Genomic DNA, 20,075 nt, shown 5'->3' on the forward strand with positions numbered 1-20,075 from the left:
CCGACCGTATGGCGGGAGTCCTGCCGGGGCGCTCTTCACGCGAGGGGCGTACGTCGTTATGGTCGGAATCCATATGGACGGGGTGCAAGCGTTAACGGAGGCGGATCCCGCGCACCTGGGCGAGTACGCGCTCGTCGGCGTGCTGGGCCGGGGGAGCCAGTCGGTCGTCTACCTGGGCCACTCGGCGAGCGGTCATGTGGCGATCAAGCTGCTGCCCGCGGGTGATGCCGACACGCAGCGCGCGGTGGCCGCGGCGCAGCAGGTCACGGAGCCGACCAGTGCGCGGGTGCTGACGACCGGGATGTACGGTGACCGGCTCTACGTGGTCAGCGAATACGTGCAGGGCGTATCCCTGGCGGAGTGGATCCGCAGGGAAGGCCCACGCGACGCGGGCCAGCTGCACTGGCTGGCGACCAGCACGATGGCCGCGCTGGCGGCGATTCACCGGGCGGGCATCGCCCACCTGGACTTCAAGCCCGCCAGCGTGCTGCTCGGCCCCGAAGGGCCGAAAGTGATCGATGTCGGAATCGCGCGGTGGCCGGATCCGGCGGTCGTGCCGGCCTACCTGTCGCCGGAGCAGGTGGCAGGTCATCCGGCCGGGCAGGCGTCCGACCTGTTCTCCTGGGCCGTGACGATGATCTACGCCGCGACCGGGGTGCCCGCGTTCGGTGAGGACGGCGTTCCGGCCGTGTCCCATCGGGTGCTGTACAACCCGGCGGACCTGTCGCGGCTGCCCCCGCCGCTCCAGCCCATCCTGGACCGGTGCCTGGCCAAGCGGCCTGAATACCGGCCGACCGCGCAGGAGGTGCTGGCGTCCCTGCACGGAGCCGGGCAGGGCGGGCCGGCCTCATCGAAGAGCTCGACCGGCCTGGTGATCGGGCTGTCCGCCGGAATCGTGATCTTGCTCGCGGCGATCGGCGCCGCTGCGGTGTTCCTGGTCAAGTGGCCGCAACAGGACCCGGTCGCGGTCGCCACCCCCAGCGCCGTCGTCACGACTCCGGCACCCGAGCGCGCCTCGGTGGCCGGCCGGTGGACCGGCAGCTACGTGTGCAACCAAGGCAAGACCGCGCTGGAGCTCACCATCAAACAGACGTCGCCGGGCGAGATCGAGGCCGTTTTCGCCTTCGAGGCCGACCCGAGCAATCCCGGCGTACCGTCCGGTTCCTTCGCCATGAGGGGCCGGCTGACCGAGCGGGCCTTGGAGTTGAACGGCGAGCGCTGGATCGACCGGCCGGGCAAGTACGTCATGGTCGACCTCCGCGCGACCCTCACCGAGGACCGCCCCTCTGCCATCAAGGGGACCATCGTGGGCGGAGGCTGCAGCACCTTTACGGTCGAGCGGTCGTGACGTGGAGTCCGGCCTCCGGAAAAATCGTTGGTCAGGATGGTGATCCTGCAGGAACACTGCAGGCGTGGCCGTACTGGAGACCGCGCGGGCGCCGGGCCGGGCCTGGGCGACCGCGCTGAGCCTGAGCTCGTGGGTGCTGTTCGCGAGTTCAGGCCCCCTGGCCAAGGCGGTGATGACGGCGGGCTGGTCCCCGGCCGCGGTGACCTCGGTGCGGATCTCGCTGGCCGCCGTACTGCTGGCGCCGGTGGTCGCGGTGCTGCGGCCGCAGGCACTGCGGTTCCGCCGCGCCGACCTGTGGCTGCTCCTCAGCTACGGCCTGCTCGGCGTCGCCGGGGTGCAGCTGTTCTTCTTCCTGGCCGTGGCCAGGGTTCCGGTCGGGGTGGCGATGGTGCTGGTCAACCTGGCGCCCGCGCTGGTCGCACTGTGGGTGCGGGTGGTCCGGCGCACCCGGCTGCCCGGGCGGGTGTGGCTGGGCATCGGGCTCGCCGTGGCCGGACTGGCCCTGGTCGCGGAGATCTGGCAGGACGCCCGGCTGGACCTGCTCGGCGTCGCCGCCGGACTGGCCGCGGCGATCTGCTCAGCCGGATACTTCCTGCTCGGCGAGCACGGCGCGAGCAGGCACGATTCGTTCGGGCTGACCGCGGCCGGGCTGGCGATCGGCGCGGTGGTGGTGGCGGCGGTCAGCCCGCCGTGGACGCTGCCCGCCGGCCTGCTCACCGCCCCCTCGGCACTCGGCGGCCTGCGGGCCCCGGCGTGGTTGGTGCTGCTGGTGCTGGCCGTGGTCGGCACCGTGCTGCCCTACCTGGCCGGGCTGCGGGCACTGCGTGATCTGCCTTCGGCACTGGCCAGCGTACTGGCGTTGGTGGAGCCGCTGGTCGCCGCCGTGCTGGCCTGGCTGCTCCTCGGCCAGGCGCTCGGCCTGACGCAGCTGGCCGGGGCGGTGATGTTGCTCACTGGCGCGGTGCTGGTGCAACTGGCCGGCCCGAAACCGCTCCCGGACGGCCCCCGCCAGGATCGCCGGTGACCACTCTCGTTACCGCCTTGCTCGGCATGCCCCGTGCCCAGGTGATGTGGCACTGCAGTGGGTATTCACTGCGGCTCTGGGTCGAGGCAGCTTCCGGTCTCATGTACCTGGTCCTTCGGCGGGGGCGCGATGGACACGTCGCTTCCCCAGCCGGTGAAGTCGATCTCGGCCTCGGCTGTCCTGGGTACGCCTTCCTCGGCCAGAGGATCGGCCGTGATGAGACGGACCCGGCGGGGAAGCTGGTCCGGCCCGACCCACAACTGCCACGAGACCTGTGCCGAGCGGGACTGCTTCAGCAGCTGTGCTGCCATAACGGGGTCGTCGCCTGGGGCCAGGATGCTGAATTCCGCCTGCGCGGCACTCCCGGAATGTACGACGGTGGCGACCGCGTCGATGATCCCGCCGGAGGAGGGAGCAGGGGCCGCAAGCTTCTGCAGCACCTTGGGTGACAGGACTGCACGTGCGTCGAGTGCCCCGAGGAGGCGCGCCGCCATCCCGCATTTGGGCCCGCTGTGGTGAAGCCAGGTCTTGCCGGCGGGAACGTCCCTCCGGTCGGCTCGCTGCTCGTAGGTGCCGGAGTCGCCGATCGAGATCGCCCTGGTCGTCATAGAGGACAGATCATCCGGGATGACGTCCTTCAGATCTTCGGGGATGTTGGTTCGGTAATAGGTCGTGGTCAGATCGGAGGCAGCCGCACCGAGCCGCAGGATTCCGGTGGTCCGGCTCTCGCTGTATTCGCCGATGTTGACCAGTACGATGTCGTCGTCGTCCGCCGGAGGGGTGGGTATCGCTTTGCCGTAGTCCAGACGGACGAGCTTGGTGACCTTCACTCCGGTCGAGCCCTTCGCCTGCTGGGCCACCGCCTCAGCGGGCGTCCGCGCCGCCATCGCGCTCTGTCCGCCGCACCCGGCCGTCAGGGTGATCAGGAGCACGGTCGGCGCGATCCTCGATAAATGCACCCGGTGATCATAAGGGCGATGGGGCGCAGTTCACTCTGGCGCCAGCCGGTTGAGCCGCGGAGGCCTGCCCCGGCTCCGTGCGCGCGGCGTCCCGGCAACTCGAAGACCCCGGCAACTTCACGGTTGCCGGGGTCTTCGTGCTTTCACACGGCTTCATCCTGAATGACGCCTGCATCGCCGTTTTGGATGTCCGCGGCGACGTGCACGAGCTCCCGACAGGCCACCACCATCCACTCTTGCGTACGCCATTCATCTCTGAGTACAGTGTTCGCATCGCAAGAACGACGTTCACAAGGAGTTGCCCCCATGGACGCGAGACACCCTCGCCGCTGGCTGATCCTCATCGTGTTGTGCCTCAGCACGCTGGTGCTGGTCGTCGACAACATGGCGCTGACGGTCGCGGTGCCGCCGCTGGCCGCCGACCTGGGCGCGAGCGCGCAGGACATCCAGTGGATCCTGGAGTCCTACATGCTGGTCTTCGCCGGCCTGCTGCTGACCGCCGGCTCGCTGTCCGACCGGTACGGCCGCCGCCGAGTGATGATCATCGGTTTGCTGCTGTTCGGGGCCGCGTCCCTGGCGGCGACCATGGCCACCAGCGCCGGCCTGTTGATCGCGGCCCGGGTGGCGATGGGCGTCGGTGGCGCGCTGGTGATGCCCAGCACCCTGTCGATCCTCATCACCGTCTTCACCGACGAGGGCGAGCGGCGCAAGGCGATGGCCGGCTGGGGTGCGGTCGCCATGCTCGGCCTGGTCGGCGGCCCGGTGCTGGGCGGCGCGCTGATCGCCTCGTTCGGCTGGGAGTCGGTCTTCTGGATCAACGTGCCGATCGCGGCGCTGGCCATCCTCGCCGCCCTGGTGCTGATGCCCGAGTCCAAAGGCCCCTGGGCCAAGCCCGACCCGCTGGGTGCGATCCTGTCGATGATCGGCATGTCCGCGCTGGTGTGGACGATCAACGAGCTCGCCCACGGCATCTCCTGGACCTCGCTGATCATCGCGGTCGTCGCGCTGACCGCGTTCCTGATCTGGGAGCTGCGCACGGCGCACCCGATGGTCCCGCTCAAGCTTTTCCGGGACCGCGACTTCGCCGGCGGCAGCCTCTCCCTCACCCTGGTCCAGGTCGGCAACGGCGGTCTGCTGCTGGTGCTCACCCAGTACCTGCAGTTCGTGCTCGGCTACACGCCCACCGAGGCCGGGCTGGCGTTCATCCCGATGGCCATCGCCTCCCTGCTCTTCAACGGCATCGGCGCCGGACTCGGCGCCAAGCTCGGCAACCGCGCCACCGCCGTGCTCGGCATGGTGGTGATGGCAGCCGGGTTCGGCGTCCTGGCCGTCTCGTCCGACAGCTTCGTGACGCTGGCCATCGCCCAGTTCGTCCTCGGCGCCGGCGGCGGCCTGGCCATGCCCACCGCGATCGCCGCGCTCATGGGAGCCATCCCCACCGAGCAGGCCGGCGTCGGCTCCGCACTCAACGACACCATTCAGCAGGCCGGCGCCGCCCTCGGCGTGGCCCTCCTGGGCAGCATCGCCACCAGCAGCTACACCGCGGCCATGCCTGCCGGCGCACCCGAGGCGGCGCGCCGCTCCATCGCCGTCGCCGTGACCGACCCGGCCTTGGCCGCGGCCGCCCGGGAGGCGTACAACGCGGCGATGTCGGCCACCTTCGTCGGCGCTGCCGCAGGCGTGCTCGGCGCCGCCGTCCTGGCCCTGCTCCTGCTGCGCGGACGCAAGCCCGCCCCTGCCGCGGAAACTGCCGCGGAAACTGCCGCGGAAACTGCCGCGGAAACTGCCGCGGAAACCGATCAGCCCCTCGTCACCGCCGGCCACTGAACACCATCCGGCACCCCATAACCACGCGTACCCAAGATCGCCGACCGGGCTTCATCGCCGCGTCGGTGATCTTGTTGTTGGGCCTCCAGCCGCCGTTGCGCGACCGCGGGCTAGGGTCGCGGCGTGAGAGAAGAGATCGCTCAGGTGCTCGGCGCCTCTGACGCCACAGTGGAATCGTTGACGCACAATGCGATGAACGGCGTGACCGCAGGGATATGGCGGGTTCAAACGCAGGACCGCTCGGCCATCCTCAAGGTGCTGACCAGGCGGAAGAACGCTCACGACGGGTGGGAATCCTCCTCAGACCCGCTGCACTGGAACTATTGGCGCAGGGAAGCCGATGTCTACGCTGACGACCTGCCGGCGCTGTGGTCCGGCACCGGCGTGCGCGCCCCCCGGCTGCTGAAGCTGATCGAACGGGAGGACGGCGACCTGGCGCTGTGGCTCGAGGACGTGACCGGACAACCGGCCACGTCATGGGAGATTGATCGACACGGCCATCTCGGCTACCAAGTGGGCATGGCCCAGGGCAGCGCCGGGCCAGCGGATCGGCCCTGGACGAGCCGGTCGTTCCTGCGGGACTACATCGACTCCAAGCGCGTGCCGTACGAACTGCTGGAGGACGACGACGCTTGGCGGCATCCCCTGATCCGCGAGAACTTCCCGCCCAGCCTGCGCGCCGAGTTGCTGCGGCTGCACCGCGACCGGGAGTGGTTCCTGACGGTCATGGAATCGCTTCCCCGCGCACTGTGCCACCTCGACTTGTGGCCCAGCAACGCGATCGACGCGGACGGCCAGAGCGTGCTCCTCGACTGGGCGTTCGCCGGTGACGGCGCGCTGGGCGAGGACATCGGCAATTACATTCCCGACAGCGTCTTCGACCTCTACCTGCCGGCTGCGCGGCTGCCTGACCTGGACGCGGCCGTGTTCGGCGGCTACCTCCGCGGGCTGCGCGAGGCCGGCTGGCGTGGAGACGAGCGCCAGGTCCGGCTCGCCGTCTGCGCCTCGGCGGTCAAGTACGACTGGCTGGTCCCATGGATGCTGCAGCGCGTCGACCGGCAGCCCCGGGCGTACGGTGGCCAGGCGTCCGTCGACGCGGCCCGTCTCTTCCGGGAACGCGGCACCGCCATGATGTTCCTCGCCGCGTGGGCCGATGAGGCCCGCCGGTTGTCGGACAGGTGAGCTGATCCGAGCCCGATGGTGTGGCACCTGGCCGAGAACTCGAATCCCGGCTTTTGGTGAAAGGGGATACCACACCGAGGAACGGAGCACAGGCTTGATAGCGACTGACCGATAGGACCAATTTGGTCAGTTCGTTGGCTAGAGTGGTCGCGACACGACAGGGAGGGAGCCGTCATGAAGGACGCAGTCAGGCATGGCCGTGCGCTGGTGGTCGGGCTTGGGATCGCGGGCATCGCCACCGCGCTACGGCTACGGCAGGTCGGCTGGGAGCCGGTGCTGGTGGAGAGAGCAGCCGCACGCCGCTCAAGCGGCTACTTCATCATGCTGTTCGGCACCGGCATCGCCTCCGCACGACGGCTGGGCGTGCTGGAGGCGATCCCCGACCGCAGCAGCCCGCAGCTCGCCGCCTTCGAGGTGAACCGGGCCGGGCGCCGCAGCCCCGGCATGAGCCCGGCCAACCTTCCCGGCAAACCCCGGCTGGTGCTGCGCGGCGACATCGAGCAGGCACTGTTCTCCGCCCTCCCGGACGATGTGGAGATCCGCTACTCCACCGTGCCCACCCACATCACCCAGGACGACTCCGCAGCCGAGGTCACCCTGCACGACACCGCCTCCGGCGCCACCGTCACCGAGCGCTTCGACCTGGTGGTGGGCGCCGACGGGATGCGCTCCACCGTGCGCCGGCTGGCCTTCGGCCCCGAGGATCATCTGCATCCGCTGAACTACATGATCGGCGCCACCGTCCTGGACAAGCCGATCGAGGGCTTTCGCCAGGATCAGGGCCTGGTCATGGCCGAGCCGGGACGCTCGGCATGGATCTTCCCCTTCTCCGACCACACTCCGGGCCTGCTGTTCTCCTACCGCACCGACGACATCGACGCCGAGTTCACCCGCCCGCCGATCGAGTCCATCCGCGCCGCCTTCGGCCCGCAGCCGCCCGGAGCCCTGCTGGAGAACCTGTTCACGGCGTTCGAGCAGGCGCCGGACCACCTGTTCGACTCCGTACACCAGGTCAAGATGCCGCGCTGGCACCGCGGCCGGGTCGTCCTGGTCGGCGACGCCGCCTGGTGCGTCACCCTGTACGCGGGCATGGGCGCCTCGAGCGGCATGGCCGGCGGCGAGCTGCTGGGCACCATGCTGCAGCGCCACCCTGGCGACCTGCCCGGTGCGCTACGGTCCTGGGAGGCCCGGATGCGGCCGTTCATCCACACCGAGCAGGACAGCGCACTGTTCATGCGCAGGCTCTTCACGCCCCACGACCGCAAGGAGCAGATCATGCGCAGCGCAATGCTCCGCCTCATGCACGCACCGGTCATCGGAAAGACCATGGGCAGGATGATGAACGGCGCGGACATGAAGAACAAAACCTTCGACGTCGCCGCCGTGTGACCCGACGGTGTGACCCGGCCCCAGCACGAAAGAAGAGGACAGCCCAGGTGAGCCAGCTGATCGAGCGCCACTCGCGCAAAGCCGCCCGCATCCTGGACAGCGCACGCGAGCTGGTGCTCGACCACGGCGTGCGCAAGGTCACCGTCAGCGAGATCGCCCGCGCGGCGGGGGTCGGCAAGGGCACCGTCTACCTTTACTGGCCCGCCAAGGAGGATCTCATCCTCGGGCTGTTCGCCCGCGAACTGCTCACCTTCCTGGATGAGATCATCACCCGCCTCACCGCCGACCCCGCCACCGTGCTGCCGCACCGCCTGGCCCCGCTGCTGATCCGCACCGGGCAGCACCTCCCTCTCGCACGCCGCGCGCAAAGCGGCGACACCGACCTGCTGCGACTGCTCACCCAGCAGACCGGCGACCGCGAGCTGTTCGCCCGCACCACACCCAGCGCGCTGTGCGAGACGGGCCTGCCGATCCTGCACCGCCACGGCCTGATCCGCCATGACCGTCCCCTGCCCGACCTGATCTACACCGTGCACGCCGTGCTCACCGGGTTCGGCGCCGCCCTGTCCGACCCGGCCGCCGCGGCCCTCGGCGTCGACGACCCTGACCAGGTCCTCGCCGACACCGTGGCCCAGCTCCTCGAACCCCCCGTCGCCCCCAGCGAGCCGGCGATCGCCGCAGCCGCCGAGGAGACCCTCGTCGTCCTGCGCGAGATCCAGGAGGCGATGCTGGACCTCATCGACCGCAGCCAGGTCGCCCCCCAATAAGCGATCACAGAATCCGGCCACTGGGTCTCCGCCTGAGTTCTGGTGATGGTGCTCGGCACGGGCCTTCTTGACCAGGCCTCTCGTCAGCCTGGTCCGTCGATCGGGTTGGTGCCGAATCGATCGGAGAGCGTGACGACTCGTTCGAGATGGGCGAAGGCCCCTTCCGGGTGCCGGCGGGCCTCCTCGAGGAAGCGGCTGCGCATGCTCGAGACGAAGTCGAGACGCGGGTAGGCCTTCAAAATGCCGGCGAGATCGTCCGGCACGAGCTCTTCGTAGTCGAGTCCGGCGACGTCCACGGCGGCTCCCGCTTGGATCAGCCGGTACACGGGCACCTCCTCGGCGACGAGGTTGGTGTGCCGCAGGATCGCCTCTTCGACCAGGTGGATGCGGTCCAGATCCCATCCCCGCGAGTCAAGGAAGCGGCACGCGAGGTCGGCCCCGGAGCGCGCGAAGTCGCTCTCGCCCTGGTAGGCGTCGGTGAGACCGAGATCGTGGATCATCGCCGCGACGAAGGCCACCTCCTCGTCGACCTCGGGCTCGGCAACGATGCACCGGCCGAAGAGGTAGGTGCGGTAGCTGTGGTTGAGCAGGTACGCGGGAGCGGCCTCGGCGGCGAGGTCCGCGGCCGCCTGGGCCGTGAGCGACGAGGGAATTGAGGGGATCATCGGATGCTCCATGTGTCACAGGAAGCGGACGAAGACCATCGTTGGCCCGGATGACGAATGTCGGCAAGGACCTAGATATGTCAGATCCGGCCATCGCCTCAGTGCCGGACAAGTCCGGATGTGACATGTGCGTGTCATTGCGGACACCCCAGTGATCCTGCAGAGTTGGTGGCATGACTGCTCACCTCGTCGTGATCGCCGTGTACGACGGCGTCGAGCTGCTCGACGTCGCCGGACCGCTCGAGGTGTTCTCCACCGCCGACCGCCTCGTCAGCAAAGACATGCCTGGCTACGAGACACTGGTCGCCGGTCCGGCGCCCGGCCTCATCCGCTGCGCCGGGGGCACTGTCATCGCCGCCGATGTCTCCTGGGCAGAGCTGGCTCGCGAGATCGGGACACTGATCGTGCCCGGCGGTCTAGAGCTCAGTGCGACTGAAGCGAAGGCGCTACAGGCCCCGTCCCTGGTCGAATGGCTCGCGACCCCCGCCGCTCGCGATACGCCCCGGATCGCGTCGGTCTGCGCCGGGGCTCACATGCTGGCCGCCGCGGGCTTGCTTGACGGGCGACGAGCGACGACCCACTGGGCGACGGCACGACAGCTCGCCGCCGATCATCCCGAGGTGATCGTCGAGCCAGACGCCATCTTCGTACGCGACGAGCACATCTGGACGTCGGCGGGCGTGTCCACGGGCATAGATCTGGCCCTTGCCCTGGTCGCCGACGACCACCATGCCGAGCTGGCCCGCAGAGTCGCCCGGTGGCTCGTCATGTATATGCGACGGCCGGGTGGTCAGAGCCAGTTCAGCGAGCTCCTCGCACCCTCCACGGCCGCCGACGCCGGGATCGCGCGCCTGCAGGCGTGGATCCCGGACCACCTCACCGAGGATCTTTCCAACGAAGCGCTCGCGCGCCGCACCAGCCTCAGCGTTCGTCACTTCTCCCGACTCTTCCGCCAGCAGCTCGGAGTGACACCTGCGCAGTACGTCGAGTCGGTCCGTGTCAACGCGGCGGCCCGGCAGCTCCTCCACACCGGCAACGGGCTCAAGACCATCGCGAACTCGGTCGGTCTCGGTTCGGTCGAGACGCTCCACCGGGTGTTCAGGCAACACTTCGGCGTCACTCCGGCGGCCTATCGGCAGCGTTTCACCACGCCCGCTGTCCCGTGACAGCGAACCTTGAGTTGTGACAACGAAGTTTGAGCGGTCAGCTGTTGGTGGGAGCCTGGCGCCGAGGACGATCGGGTGAGGCCAGCTCCGTTCTCATGCCCGCAAGTTGAGAGTTGGCGGCCTCCAGAGGGTGAGGTCGCTGGTAGCAACGGCGAGGGTGAGGCCTGAAGGCGAGAATCCGGCGGCGCGGAAGGTGGAGTAGTTGGCGTGGAAGATGTGCCACCAGCCTTCTCCCGGCGGATCCTTGCAGATGTCGCAATCCGCAGAAAGCAAGCAGAAAAGCAAAAAAGCGGTCGTTGGGCCATTCGGGGCTGACGACGTCGAGGCCCCAGCCGTCCGGGGTGGTGCAGTGCAGGCCGCCGCCGAAGAGGCCGGCAATGTGCACCCGGGTGCCCGCGATAGGCCCAAGACCGGGGCAGCTTAGGTCCGGGGAGGCATCGGGGGTGCTGGTGTCGGGTCGGGCTGTCATGAGCGTGAGCTCATGACCTCTGCGGGATCAGGTATTGGAACTCATGCCGCCGTCCCCGCATAGTGGGCGCATGAAGCCTTCCTTGAAGGTCGCGGTCATCGGCGACTACGACAAGGCATACACCCCGCACGTGGCCACTGACGATGCGCTGCGCCACGCCGCCGACCACCTCAGGGTCGAGATCGAGGTCCGCTGGCTGGCCACCGAGCCGCTCGAAGCGGACCTGTCCGCCGTGCACGCCGCGGACGTGCTGTGGTGCGCCCCGGGAAGCCCGTACCGCAGCCTGCGCGGCGCGCTGGCCGCGCTTCGGCACGGCCGCGAGCACGGCGTCCCCACCCTGGGGACGTGCGGCGGCTGCCAGCACATCATCATCGAGTACGCCCGCCACGTACTCCGGTTCGAGGACGCGCAGCACGCCGAGTACGACCCCTACGCCTCCAGCCTGTTCGTCACCGAGCTCGCCTGCTCGCTCGCCGGCCGGACCATGCCCGTCACGCTCACGCCCGGCTCCCTAGTGGCCGACGTGTACGGGCGCGACGAGGCCAAGGAGCAGTACTACTGCAACTTCGGCCTCAATCCCGCTTACCAGAGTGCCCTGCACGAGGGCGGGCTGCGGGTGACGGGCGTGGACGACACCGGTGAGGCCCGAGTGCTGGAGATCCCCGACCACCCGTACTACCTAGCCACACTGTTTGTGCCACAGACGAGCTCGTGGCCCGGGCGCCCGCACCCGCTGGCCGTGGGGCTGCTGCGCGCGGCGCTATGACGTTCACGCAGCTCAGGATCCTGCAAGCGGTTGCGCGTACCGGCAACATGACCCGCGCGGCCGAGGAGCTGAACACCACGCAGTCCGCGGTCAGCCATGCGCTGCGCGGCCTGGAGAGCGAACTCGGCCTGGCCCTGCTCGTCAGGGGCAGCCACGGGGTGAGCCTGACCGCCGCCGGGCGAGCCGTCTGCCGCCGCGCCACGCTCATCCTCACCCAGCTCGAAGCCCTGGAGCAGGAGGTGGCCGCGGCGCGCGGGCACGACCGCGGCAGCCTGCGCGTCGGCGCCATCCCCAGCGCCAACGCCCGCCTGCTGCCGCGGATCCTGCGGACGTTCGGCGAGGCGCATCCACACGTGCGGCTCACCGTGATCGAGGGGTCAGACGAGGAGGTACTCGACTGGCTGCAGACCGGGGCCGCCGACATCGGCACCCTGACGGCCGGAGCCGTCTCCGCCAGCGTGCCCGATCTGGTCATGCGCCCGCTGGCCACCGACCAGATGCTGGCCGCCCTACCCAGCGGTCACGACCTGGCCGTACGCCACTCGGTGCCGGTCGCGGACCTGGCCCGGCAGCCGTTCATCATGTCGACCGGCGGATGCGAGCCGCTCATCACGGCGCTCGCGCGGGAAGCAGGCGCGAGCCTGCGCTGCCACTATCGAGTCCGCGACACCAACAGCATCCTCGCCATGGTCGCCGAAGGGCTCGGCGTGAGCATCCTGCCCGAGCTCTCCCTACCCGCTCACCACGCTGGCGTTCACGCCATCCCCCTCGAACCGGCCTCCGTGCGCACCATCCTGCTGGCCCTCCCGGCCGACCCGCTCCCTGCGGCCACCGCGCTCCTCGAGCATGCGCTCGAAAGGGTCTGAAGCACGCCGGCGCTCTGACCGCAAGCCCCCCAGCGCTGTCGCTTCTCAGCGACATCGTCTTCCACCGGAAACGATCGCTATCCGCAAGAGATGTCCTGTGACATCGGACCTCGAGCTCGTGCCATCGTGGTTTGAGCGGATCAGGGGGCTGGTGGTGGGGAGTCCAAGAGTGCGGCCTGCGCCCAAGCCGCCAGCGCCGCAGCCGCTGGCCCTTATGCGAATCTGTCCCACTATCGTCGTACTAGATCGACAACAAAAGCGCCAAGGATACGACCGTGGGGGATGGCCGATGGCGCGCCGTACAGACAAGGAGCCGTATGACCACCACCGCGCTCATCGTCGGTGACCTGCAGGCGGGCATCGTGGACAACTACCCCTTCGCCGCCGACGTGCTCCCCGTCGTGGAAAAGGTTCTCCCCGCGGCCAGAGCCTCCGGAATCCCGGTGATCTTCATCCGTTTCGGGCTCCGGGCCTCAGGCCTTGATGTGGCAGCGGGAAACCAGTTGATCAGCGGCCTGGTCGGGGCGGGGACGCTGTTTCACGAAGAATCGCCCGAGACGCTCGTGCACCCGCGCATCGCGCCGTTGCCGGGCGAGGCCGTCGTCCTGAAGCGCCGCGCCAGCGCCTTCGCGGCGACCGACCTCGATCGGCTCCTGCGCGCCCAGCACATCGACTCGATCGTGCTGACCGGTGTCGCGACCGGGGCGATGATCGCCGCTACCCTCTACGACGCCTCCGACCGCGACTACCACGTGACCGTGCTCGGCGACGCCTGCGCCGACGGGGAACCGGACGTGCACGACTTCCTGATCAACCGCGTCTTCCCGGCCAGGGGCGCTGACGTTCTTACAGGCCACGAGTGGACCGCCCGCCTGTGACCAGCCGTCAGCATTGAAGATCTGAGCCATGCCCGCGATGAGACGGCGCACTTGACCGCTCAGCCTTCGATGACAAGAGCTCAAGGTCCGATGTCCCGGGACACCCGCGGACATGACCGAACCGGGCCGATGCAGTCATGAAATGTCGGTGAGAAATAGCAGCGCTGAAGGCTCTAGATCTGTTGGATCGCTCAGGCGGCGCAGACGGCGGCTGCCATGACGTGTGGCCAGGCGGCAGCGCCAAGCGCCGCACTCGCCTCCGGGGTCCCGCCGTGGTCGAACTTGGTGGATGGAGCCGGAGCCACCTCTCCTGGGAAGACGACCCGATGCCCTGCGTCGGCCTCGGTGATGAGCACTGCCTCCCTCCCGGCTGTTGAGCGCCGGGCCGCGAGTTCGTCGGCGAAGCGCAGGGACGGCCACATCCGGTCGGCGCCGCCCGCTATCAGGACCAGATCGGCGCTGGCCTTCTCCACCGGAATGGCAGCGGCGGGCAACCGGTCCGCATGTATCGCGAGGCTGCGCTCGTACCAACTGAGCACAGAGACCGGTGTGCCTTCCTGCTCCTTCGGCCTCCAGGACTCGTCATAGGGGACAAAGGGCAGCGGCCGCCCCTGCCAGGTCCAGCTGGAGCGGTACGGGTGGTGCCGACCGTCACGACCCGGCCCAACATTGGCCCAGGTGACAGACGTCGGGGCAAGCGCGATCACGGCGTCGGCGCAGTTCGTGAGGGTGGACACGAGCAGGGCTGCCTCAGCGCTCTTGGAGTTACCGAGGATGCTGATGCGCCTGGCGCCACGCTCACGCAGCAGCCCAGTTGCAGCAACGAAGGTCTCCAGCGGGACCTCGCAGATACCAGGCACCTGCCCAGGCCCGCCGAACCACCGAACCGACACCGCGGTCACGCCGGCGCGAGCGAAGAGCCGACACCGTTCGCGCTCGATCCGACCGCTCGATCCGGAAAGCACAAGGACACCCGCGCCGCTGCTGCCCGCAGCCGGTGCGGAGAGAAAGCCCTCCCAGGGCCCGGTCAGCTCATGCTCGACGATCATGGCGTCCATGCCGCCAACCTACTGGAGGCAACTCACTACCTCCGATACGGGACGGGCAGGCAGGTGAATGTCAGCCTGGCGCCGCGCTGAGCTGAGGCTCGGTGAATGTCTTAGTCCGTCCGAAAGGCCTCGTTTGAGGCGGCGGTCATCGGTGCACGGAGCCTTCGACATTGGCGCCTCGGGGGTTGAAGACGGCTCGTACGGCAGCATCATCGCCATCGATCTCGACGAGCCCAAGGGTGTCGTCGAGGGTGAGCACACCCGCTGCCAGCCCGAGCACGATCGAGGCGTCAGCGCGCACGACGGCATCGAGATCGCGACCATCGTGCAGGCTGACCTCTATGCCCGAGGGCGTCGCCTGCACGTGGAGCAGTTGACCGTCGACCGCGATCCCCACCGTCGATGACCGGCGTGCAGCCGGCTTGTCACGGAGCAGGGCGGGGAGGGCGACGACGAGCCATTCGGGGCGGAAGTGGTCGCCGCCTGGTCCGCGGGCCATGAGTGGCGTGGACCAGCGGATGAGGCTCTCGATCGGCTCCCGCAGCTCGGCGCCCCACGGGGTGAGGGCGTACACGATGACGTTGCCCTCCTCGGCCAGCCGCCGCTCGACCACTCCGGCGGTCTCGAGGTCGCGGAGGCGGTCGGCGAGCAGGTTGGTGGCCACGCCAGGGAGACCGTCGAGCAGCTCGCGGTAGCGGGCGGGAGCCATGAGGAGTTGGCGGACGATGAGCAGATTCCACCGGTCGCCCACGACATCGAGTGCCCGGGCGAGACCGCAGTGCTGGCCGTAGCTTCGACTCAATTCCCACCCACACACTTGACAACCTCAAGCCGACTTGACTATCTATACCACAGTCGCCGAAACGAGGGTGGTGCTGACATGGTCCCGGCTGCGACGCACAGTGGTGCGTCCGACACCATGGCCCAGGCTCGTGCGGCATTGCGGGACGTTGTCCCCCGCCTCGTCACCCTTGCGCGGAGCGTCCCTGACGCCAACTCCGCTTCGGTCGGTACGTGGACGGTCGGCGAGGTCGCGGCTCACCTATCTCATGTATTTCGCGTCGACACCGACGCCGTCGCCGGAAGACCGCTCCCGGAAGCCATAGTGACAACGGCGGGAATGGCCGAGGTCAACGCGAAGATGCTGGCCGAGGACGGCGAACGGGACCCAGCCGTACTCGCAGATCGCATCGGCAAGCTGGCAGACGAGTTCGACGACGTCGCGTCGCGTTCACGAGCCGCCGCCGTCGATTGGCTGCAAGGTGTCCGCCTGCCGCCGTCGGCGGTGGCCTGTCACCTGCTCGAGGAATGCCTGGTGCACGGCCATGACATCGCCAGAGCCGCTGGGCGCCCGTGGCCGATCCAGCGTCACCACGCTCTGCTCGCGATCGAGGGCGGCGCGCTTCCGCTTATCGCGGCTCTGTCGCCCACTGCTTTCGTGAACCAGGAGAAGGCCGGATTCTTCCGAGCTCGCTTCGACGTGCGCCTGCGTGGAGGTGGACGCACGTTGCTCGTCTTCGACGGCGGTTCGTTGACGCTCGACGCGGCGGGCGCACGTGACGTTGACGCCCACGTCTCTGCCGACCCCGCGGCTCTCATGCTGATGTTCATCGGCCGACAAGGAATGTGGAAACCGCTTTTGGGAGGAAAACTCGCCGCTTGGGGTCGTCGGCCATGGAAGCTCGCCCGCATGCTCACCGTCATGAGCCCCCCGTAGCCAGTTCGCCGGACGATCGGCCGGCATTGTGCGGCCCCGACCGGCACCTTGATCCCGACCTGCGTTGACCACGGCCGGTCCGCCCGCACGATGATGTGAGCGCCCCGTGAACCTGAACGGTCTCTCGCCCGACTGTGCAAGGTGACGGAAGGGATGAGATGACCGATGAGCTGCTGGTGGTCCGCGCCCAGTTGGGCGATCGGTCTGCCTGGGCCGAGCTGGTGACCCGATGGCGAGTGCCGGTGTGGACCTATGTGCGGCGGATGCTGGATGCCGAGCGGGCCGACGAGGTGACCCAGGAGATCTGGCTGGCTGTGGTCCGTGGCCTGCCCCGGCTGCGGGAACCCGGCCGGTTCGCACCCTGGCTGTTCACGATCGCCCGCCGCTCGGTGACCGACCGCCTGCGCAGTGAGTACGCCAGGGAGAAGGAGAGCTTCACCGCCGACGAGGCGATGGTTGAGGATCCCGTCGAGGCCATGGCGGATCGTGCCGAGCTCGTCGCCGCGTTGGCGGGGCTGCCGGTCTTGGAGCGGGAGATTCTCGTCCTGTTTTACCTGGAGGATCTGTCGGTCGAGGAGTGCGCGCAGGTCTGCGCAGTCCCTACCGGCACGGTCAAGTCCAGGCTCAATCGGGCTCGCCGGCTGCTGCGGGAGCGTCTGGAGGAAAGGGGATACCGGCCGTGATCGAGGAGGAGCCGCGTCTGTCGGCGCAGGAGATGATCGAGCGGCTTGAGCCGTCGCTTTCACCGTGGCGACGGGTTCGCGCCGTGGTGGCGCTGCTGGCCGGGCTGGGCGGCACGGTGTTCGTGGCCGCGCTGTGGTGGAGTGAGCCGGGTCCGCTGCCCGGCCGCACTCACGGGGCGTTCGCGCTGTTCACCGTATTCTGCTTGGCCTGGGCGGGCTACGGCTGCTGGCTGCTGACCCGCAGGGTGCCGTTGTTCGCCACCGACCGAGTGATCGCTGCCTGGATCGCCCTGGTCGCCTCGCTGGTCACGACCGTGGGTGTGGTAGGCATCACCGTGCAGCGCGGTCTCGGCCTGGGTGCCGCGTCGGCAGTGGGGGGCGTGTTCGTCGCGGCGGCATTGGTGCTGCTGGTGCGGGCGCACGCTCGCCGGGCCGAACTGCTGCGCCTCAAGCGCGAGCTGACCGGCGGGGAGCAGGCGTGAACGCGCTGGAGGCCGGCACGCTGGGCAAGCGCTACCGCAACCGCTGGGCGCTCCGGGAGCGCCACCTTCGAGCTGGCCGCCGTGGCTCGGTGCGAGCTGGTCGGGCCGAACGGGGCGGGCAAGACCACGCTGCTCAACCTGGTGACCGGGCTGCTGATAATCACTATCGGCCGGGTGCGCGTCTTCGGCAGGCCGCTGGAGGTGTCCAGGGTGGCGTTCGTGGCGCAGGACAAGCCGCTGTATCGGCGCTGGAGCGTGGTCGACCTCCTGCGCTTCGGCGCCGCCACCAACCCCCGCTGGGACCAGCACACCGCCACCTCGTTCCTGCTCGCGCACGACATCCCCGTCCAGCAGCGGGCAGATCGCCTGTCCGGCGGGGCCGAACTCGACCGCCCATCGCAGCCTGTGTTGCTGCACTTCGACGGCAGGAATTGGACCTTGGAGCGGATGTACGAGGGCCGGCTGGAGGCCCTTGCGGCGATCCCCGGCGGGAAGGACATCTGGGCGGTGGGGCGTCCCGCGGAGTACACCGACTACGGCAGGGAGACCATTCTCAGGCGTGATGGTCAGATCTCGGCCGACCATGCGCGGCCTTGAGTACTACGCGAGACACTGCCGTACCGGCCTGGATCAGCGCGATGGCCTCCTGCACGTCGCGTGGTGGAAGCGGTCGTCGGCCGAGCACATCCGCTCCAAGCTGAAGCGTCTGATCAGCAAGGGCATCCTCGTCGAAACCGAGCCGGGATTGTTCGCTCAGCCGCGTCCGTAGCCCAGAAGTGAGCCCCCTGATCGGCCCGCCTCACCCAACCCCAACGACGAAAGGAACATCAACTCTCGAACCGCCCGGTGAAACCGAATCGGTGATGCCAGAGGAATCACAGCGAGATGTTCCGGAGAGCGAGAGCCGCTCCGCCTGCCGCCTCAGTACTGTGACGTCGCATGACCGACACCGAGATCGAGATCACCGCAGACCTGGTCCGCGACCTGCTGCAGGAGCAACATCCAGACCTTGCAGGGCTGGCCATCCGCGAGGTGGCGGGCGGCTGGGGCAACCAAATGTGGCGCCTCGGGGACGAGTTGGCCGTGCGCATGCAGCGCATGGACCCTACTCCGGAGCTCCAGCTCAAGGAGCGGCGGTGGCTACCTGTGTTGGCTCCGCGCCTGCCGCTCCCGGTGCCGACCCCGGTGCGGTTCGGCGAACCGTCCGAGCGCTTCCCCAGGCACTGGACCGTGATGACGTGGGTTCCCGGCGAGCCGCTGGACCACGGCTCGATCAGCCGCGACGCCCACGCGGCCGACACGCTGGCGGGCTTCCTCAGGGCGCTCCATGTGGAGGCGCCCGCCGAGGCCCCGGCCAGTTCGGACTTCGGCGCTCATCCCAAGAGGTGCACGGGCGGCTTCGAGCAGTTCTTGCAGGCCATTGACCCCGACGCCGTCGGCGATGTCCGCGCCGTCCGGGCCGTCTGGGCCGATGCCGTCGCGGCCCCCGAGTGGGAGGGCCCGCCGGTGTGGGTGCACGGTGACCTCCATCCCGCGAATGTCGTCGTCTCGGACGGGACGCTCTCGGGCGTGATCGATTTCGGTGCCTTGTTCGCCGGCGATCCCGCGTGGGACCTCGGCGCCGCGTGGGTGCTGCTCCCCGCGGGCGCGGCCGCACGGTTCTTCGACGCGTACGCCCACGCGGACGAGGCAACGATCAGGCGCGCCCGCGGGCTGGCCGCTATGAAGAGCCTCTTCCTGATGCTCATGGGGCAGAACGGAGATCGGGGCCTTCCCGGCGGGAAGCCGAACTGGGGACCTGCAGGCCGGGCGGCACTTGATCGTGTTCTGAAGGGCGTTTGATGCACGCTTCTTTGAACTTGTTCTCGATCTTGGTTGAGGGCCATGTGGCAGCCCACCTTCGCGGGTTCATCGATCACCACGCGTGGTGGGGATGCCAAGGTCCACGGCCGTATGCTGCCCGTGGCCTCGATCGAGCTGGATGAGCTTGTCTTGGGCGCCGGCCAGGCTGACGCGGAGCCCTTCTGCCTCGCCGAGCCGGCCTTCGCGTTCGGCTTCGGCGATGCGGGCGATGAGGTTGTCGCGGATCTCCTCCAGCCGGCTGCGTTATGCGGGGTCTGGCCGGAGGAGCGAACATCTGACACATGCTTAACCGAACTGATCTTGGTGGCGAACCCTGAGCCCCCTGCGACCAGCTCGACTCTCTGTAGCCATATTCAGTTCTGAGAAGGAGGCTGTTCGGCGTGTCGCGGTGATGGCCGGGGCTTTCGGTTAGTGGCAGCGCATGTCGGACCCGGCCTCGTGGCCTCCGTCGAAAAATTCCACGATGACGCCCTTGAACCCGTCCCGCCTTGATCCGCTCGGGTTGACATAGACGGTGCCGGAGAGCTCACCGCCCTCGACGCCCTCGACCGTGACGGACTCGTAGTAGCGTGCGATCTCGGCGTCGGGCAGCTTCGTGACCAGGGCCAGATGCACCAGATAGTCGCAATGATTGCCGTTGCCCGACAGAAGGCCCACCACGCTGGCCTCGGCACGCAGATCATGCTCGGTGTCGGGTGGGAGGGAGAGCATGCTCACCCGCTCCTGCAGCCGGGCCAGCTGCTCGTCGTTTCGCCACTGGGGAAGGTCGAACACCAGGGTGTAGGCGACGATCGAAGCAAGGAGCGTGAGACACACGAAGAACGGCCACCTGCTCCGCTGCTTCGGTAACGCCTTCCGGACCGTTTCGGTCAGCACCATGCCATTCTCCAGAACCTCGCCGGATGATCACCATTCAAAAACACGGACCGCCAGGCCGAAGCTCCAGTCGCCTTGATCACGAACGACGTTTGGATA

At 68.7% G+C, this 20,075-nt stretch carries 22 protein-coding genes; 17 read left to right on the forward strand and 5 right to left on the reverse strand.

The genetic code is table 11. The features are described from left to right. Positions 1-73: 73 nt before the first annotated feature. The gene (locus tag OHA25_RS14805) at positions 74-1,348 is read left to right on the forward strand and encodes a serine/threonine-protein kinase (RefSeq protein ID WP_327588138.1); all 1,275 of its coding nucleotides are present in this window, start codon (positions 74-76) and stop codon (positions 1,346-1,348) included. A gap of 64 nt (positions 1,349-1,412) precedes the next feature. Next, a complete protein-coding gene (locus OHA25_RS14810) occupies positions 1,413-2,372 on the forward strand; it encodes an EamA family transporter (RefSeq protein WP_327588139.1) in 960 nt (319 codons plus the stop codon). A gap of 65 nt (positions 2,373-2,437) precedes the next feature. Here OHA25_RS14810 and OHA25_RS14815 read toward each other — a convergent pair whose 3' ends face one another. Then, the gene (locus OHA25_RS14815; RefSeq protein ID WP_327588140.1) at positions 2,438-3,331 is read right to left on the reverse strand and encodes a hypothetical protein; all 894 of its coding nucleotides are present in this window, start codon (positions 3,329-3,331) and stop codon (positions 2,438-2,440) included. 306 nt (positions 3,332-3,637) lie between these two features. On the opposite strand from OHA25_RS14815, the gene OHA25_RS14820 reads away from it, so the two are divergent. The 4 genes from OHA25_RS14820 to OHA25_RS14835 all read left to right on the forward strand — a co-directional run bounded on the left by OHA25_RS14820 (position 3,638) and on the right by OHA25_RS14835 (position 8,496). Continuing rightward, complete coding sequence (locus tag OHA25_RS14820; protein ID WP_327588141.1) at positions 3,638-5,158, forward strand: MFS transporter; 1,521 nt, start codon at positions 3,638-3,640, stop codon at positions 5,156-5,158. A gap of 123 nt (positions 5,159-5,281) precedes the next feature. Then, complete coding sequence (locus tag OHA25_RS14825; protein ID WP_327588142.1) at positions 5,282-6,340, forward strand: hypothetical protein; 1,059 nt, start codon at positions 5,282-5,284, stop codon at positions 6,338-6,340. Between the two features lie 174 nt (positions 6,341-6,514). Further along, a complete protein-coding gene (locus OHA25_RS14830) occupies positions 6,515-7,729 on the forward strand; it encodes an FAD-dependent monooxygenase (RefSeq protein WP_327588143.1) in 1,215 nt (404 codons plus the stop codon). A gap of 47 nt (positions 7,730-7,776) precedes the next feature. Next, a complete protein-coding gene (locus tag OHA25_RS14835; RefSeq protein ID WP_327588144.1) occupies positions 7,777-8,496 on the forward strand; it encodes a TetR/AcrR family transcriptional regulator in 720 nt (239 codons plus the stop codon). 83 nt (positions 8,497-8,579) lie between these two features. Here OHA25_RS14835 and OHA25_RS14840 read toward each other — a convergent pair whose 3' ends face one another. Then, a complete protein-coding gene (locus OHA25_RS14840; protein WP_327588145.1) occupies positions 8,580-9,161 on the reverse strand; it encodes an HD domain-containing protein in 582 nt (193 codons plus the stop codon). A 173-nt stretch (positions 9,162-9,334) separates the two neighbouring features. Between OHA25_RS14840 and OHA25_RS14845 the strand changes: the two genes are divergently transcribed. The 4 genes from OHA25_RS14845 (at position 9,335) to OHA25_RS14860 (ending at position 13,306) form a co-directional block, all read left to right on the forward strand. Then, positions 9,335-10,327, forward strand: a complete 993-nt coding sequence (locus OHA25_RS14845) for a GlxA family transcriptional regulator (protein WP_327588146.1) — start codon at positions 9,335-9,337, stop codon at positions 10,325-10,327. Positions 10,328-10,866: 539 nt separating this feature from the next. Further along, positions 10,867-11,562 carry a CTP synthase C-terminal region-related (seleno)protein gene (locus OHA25_RS14850; protein ID WP_327588147.1) on the forward strand — a complete coding sequence of 232 codons (696 nt, stop codon included), beginning with the start codon at positions 10,867-10,869 and terminating at the stop codon, positions 11,560-11,562. Next, positions 11,559-12,428: a LysR family transcriptional regulator gene (locus tag OHA25_RS14855; protein WP_327588148.1), complete on the forward strand. Its 870-nt coding sequence runs from the start codon at positions 11,559-11,561 to the stop codon at positions 12,426-12,428. The genes OHA25_RS14850 and OHA25_RS14855 overlap by 4 nt, the downstream gene beginning before the upstream one ends. Before the next feature lie 317 nt (positions 12,429-12,745). After that, complete coding sequence (locus OHA25_RS14860; protein WP_327588149.1) at positions 12,746-13,306, forward strand: cysteine hydrolase family protein; 561 nt, start codon at positions 12,746-12,748, stop codon at positions 13,304-13,306. Positions 13,307-13,497: 191 nt separating this feature from the next. Here the strand turns inward: OHA25_RS14860 and OHA25_RS14865 are convergent, their stop codons facing one another. Beyond that, positions 13,498-14,364 (reverse strand): acyl-CoA thioester hydrolase/BAAT C-terminal domain-containing protein, encoded by an 867-nt coding sequence (locus OHA25_RS14865; protein ID WP_327588150.1) that lies wholly within the window; start codon positions 14,362-14,364, stop codon positions 13,498-13,500. Between the two features lie 136 nt (positions 14,365-14,500). After that, entirely contained in the window at positions 14,501-15,157 is a 657-nt protein-coding gene (locus OHA25_RS14870; protein ID WP_327588151.1) for a winged helix-turn-helix transcriptional regulator, read from the reverse strand. A 318-nt stretch (positions 15,158-15,475) separates the two neighbouring features. Between OHA25_RS14870 and OHA25_RS14875 the strand changes: the two genes are divergently transcribed. The 7 genes from OHA25_RS14875 to OHA25_RS14905 all read left to right on the forward strand — a co-directional run bounded on the left by OHA25_RS14875 (position 15,476) and on the right by OHA25_RS14905 (position 19,463). After that, a complete protein-coding gene (locus OHA25_RS14875; RefSeq protein ID WP_442942111.1) occupies positions 15,476-16,072 on the forward strand; it encodes a hypothetical protein in 597 nt (198 codons plus the stop codon). 158 nt (positions 16,073-16,230) lie between these two features. Beyond that, positions 16,231-16,755: an RNA polymerase sigma factor gene (locus OHA25_RS14880; protein WP_327588152.1), complete on the forward strand. Its 525-nt coding sequence runs from the start codon at positions 16,231-16,233 to the stop codon at positions 16,753-16,755. After that, on the forward strand, positions 16,752-17,237 hold the full coding sequence (locus OHA25_RS14885; protein WP_327588153.1) for a hypothetical protein: 486 nt from the start codon (positions 16,752-16,754) through the stop codon (positions 17,235-17,237). The genes OHA25_RS14880 and OHA25_RS14885 overlap by 4 nt, the downstream gene beginning before the upstream one ends. Before the next feature lie 72 nt (positions 17,238-17,309). Then, entirely contained in the window at positions 17,310-17,834 is a 525-nt protein-coding gene (locus tag OHA25_RS14890) for an ATP-binding cassette domain-containing protein (RefSeq protein WP_442942186.1), read from the forward strand. Next, positions 17,821-18,006 (forward strand): hypothetical protein, encoded by a 186-nt coding sequence (locus OHA25_RS14895; protein WP_327588155.1) that lies wholly within the window; start codon positions 17,821-17,823, stop codon positions 18,004-18,006. Before OHA25_RS14890 ends, OHA25_RS14895 begins: the two co-directional genes overlap by 14 nt. Positions 18,007-18,176: 170 nt before the next feature. Further along, positions 18,177-19,079 carry an aminoglycoside phosphotransferase family protein gene (locus tag OHA25_RS14900; protein ID WP_327588156.1) on the forward strand — a complete coding sequence of 301 codons (903 nt, stop codon included), beginning with the start codon at positions 18,177-18,179 and terminating at the stop codon, positions 19,077-19,079. Between the two features lie 42 nt (positions 19,080-19,121). Next, positions 19,122-19,463, forward strand: coding sequence for a hypothetical protein (locus tag OHA25_RS14905; RefSeq protein WP_327588157.1), 342 nt, complete (start codon positions 19,122-19,124; stop codon positions 19,461-19,463). A gap of 45 nt (positions 19,464-19,508) precedes the next feature. Here the strand turns inward: OHA25_RS14905 and OHA25_RS14910 are convergent, their stop codons facing one another. Continuing rightward, entirely contained in the window at positions 19,509-19,979 is a 471-nt protein-coding gene (locus tag OHA25_RS14910) for a hypothetical protein (RefSeq protein WP_327588158.1), read from the reverse strand. Between the last annotated feature and the right edge of the window lie 96 nt (positions 19,980-20,075).

Origin of the sequence: Nonomuraea sp. NBC_00507 (genome assembly GCF_036013525.1) — a bacterium.
Taxonomy (GTDB): Bacteria; Actinomycetota; Actinomycetes; order Streptosporangiales; family Streptosporangiaceae; genus Nonomuraea.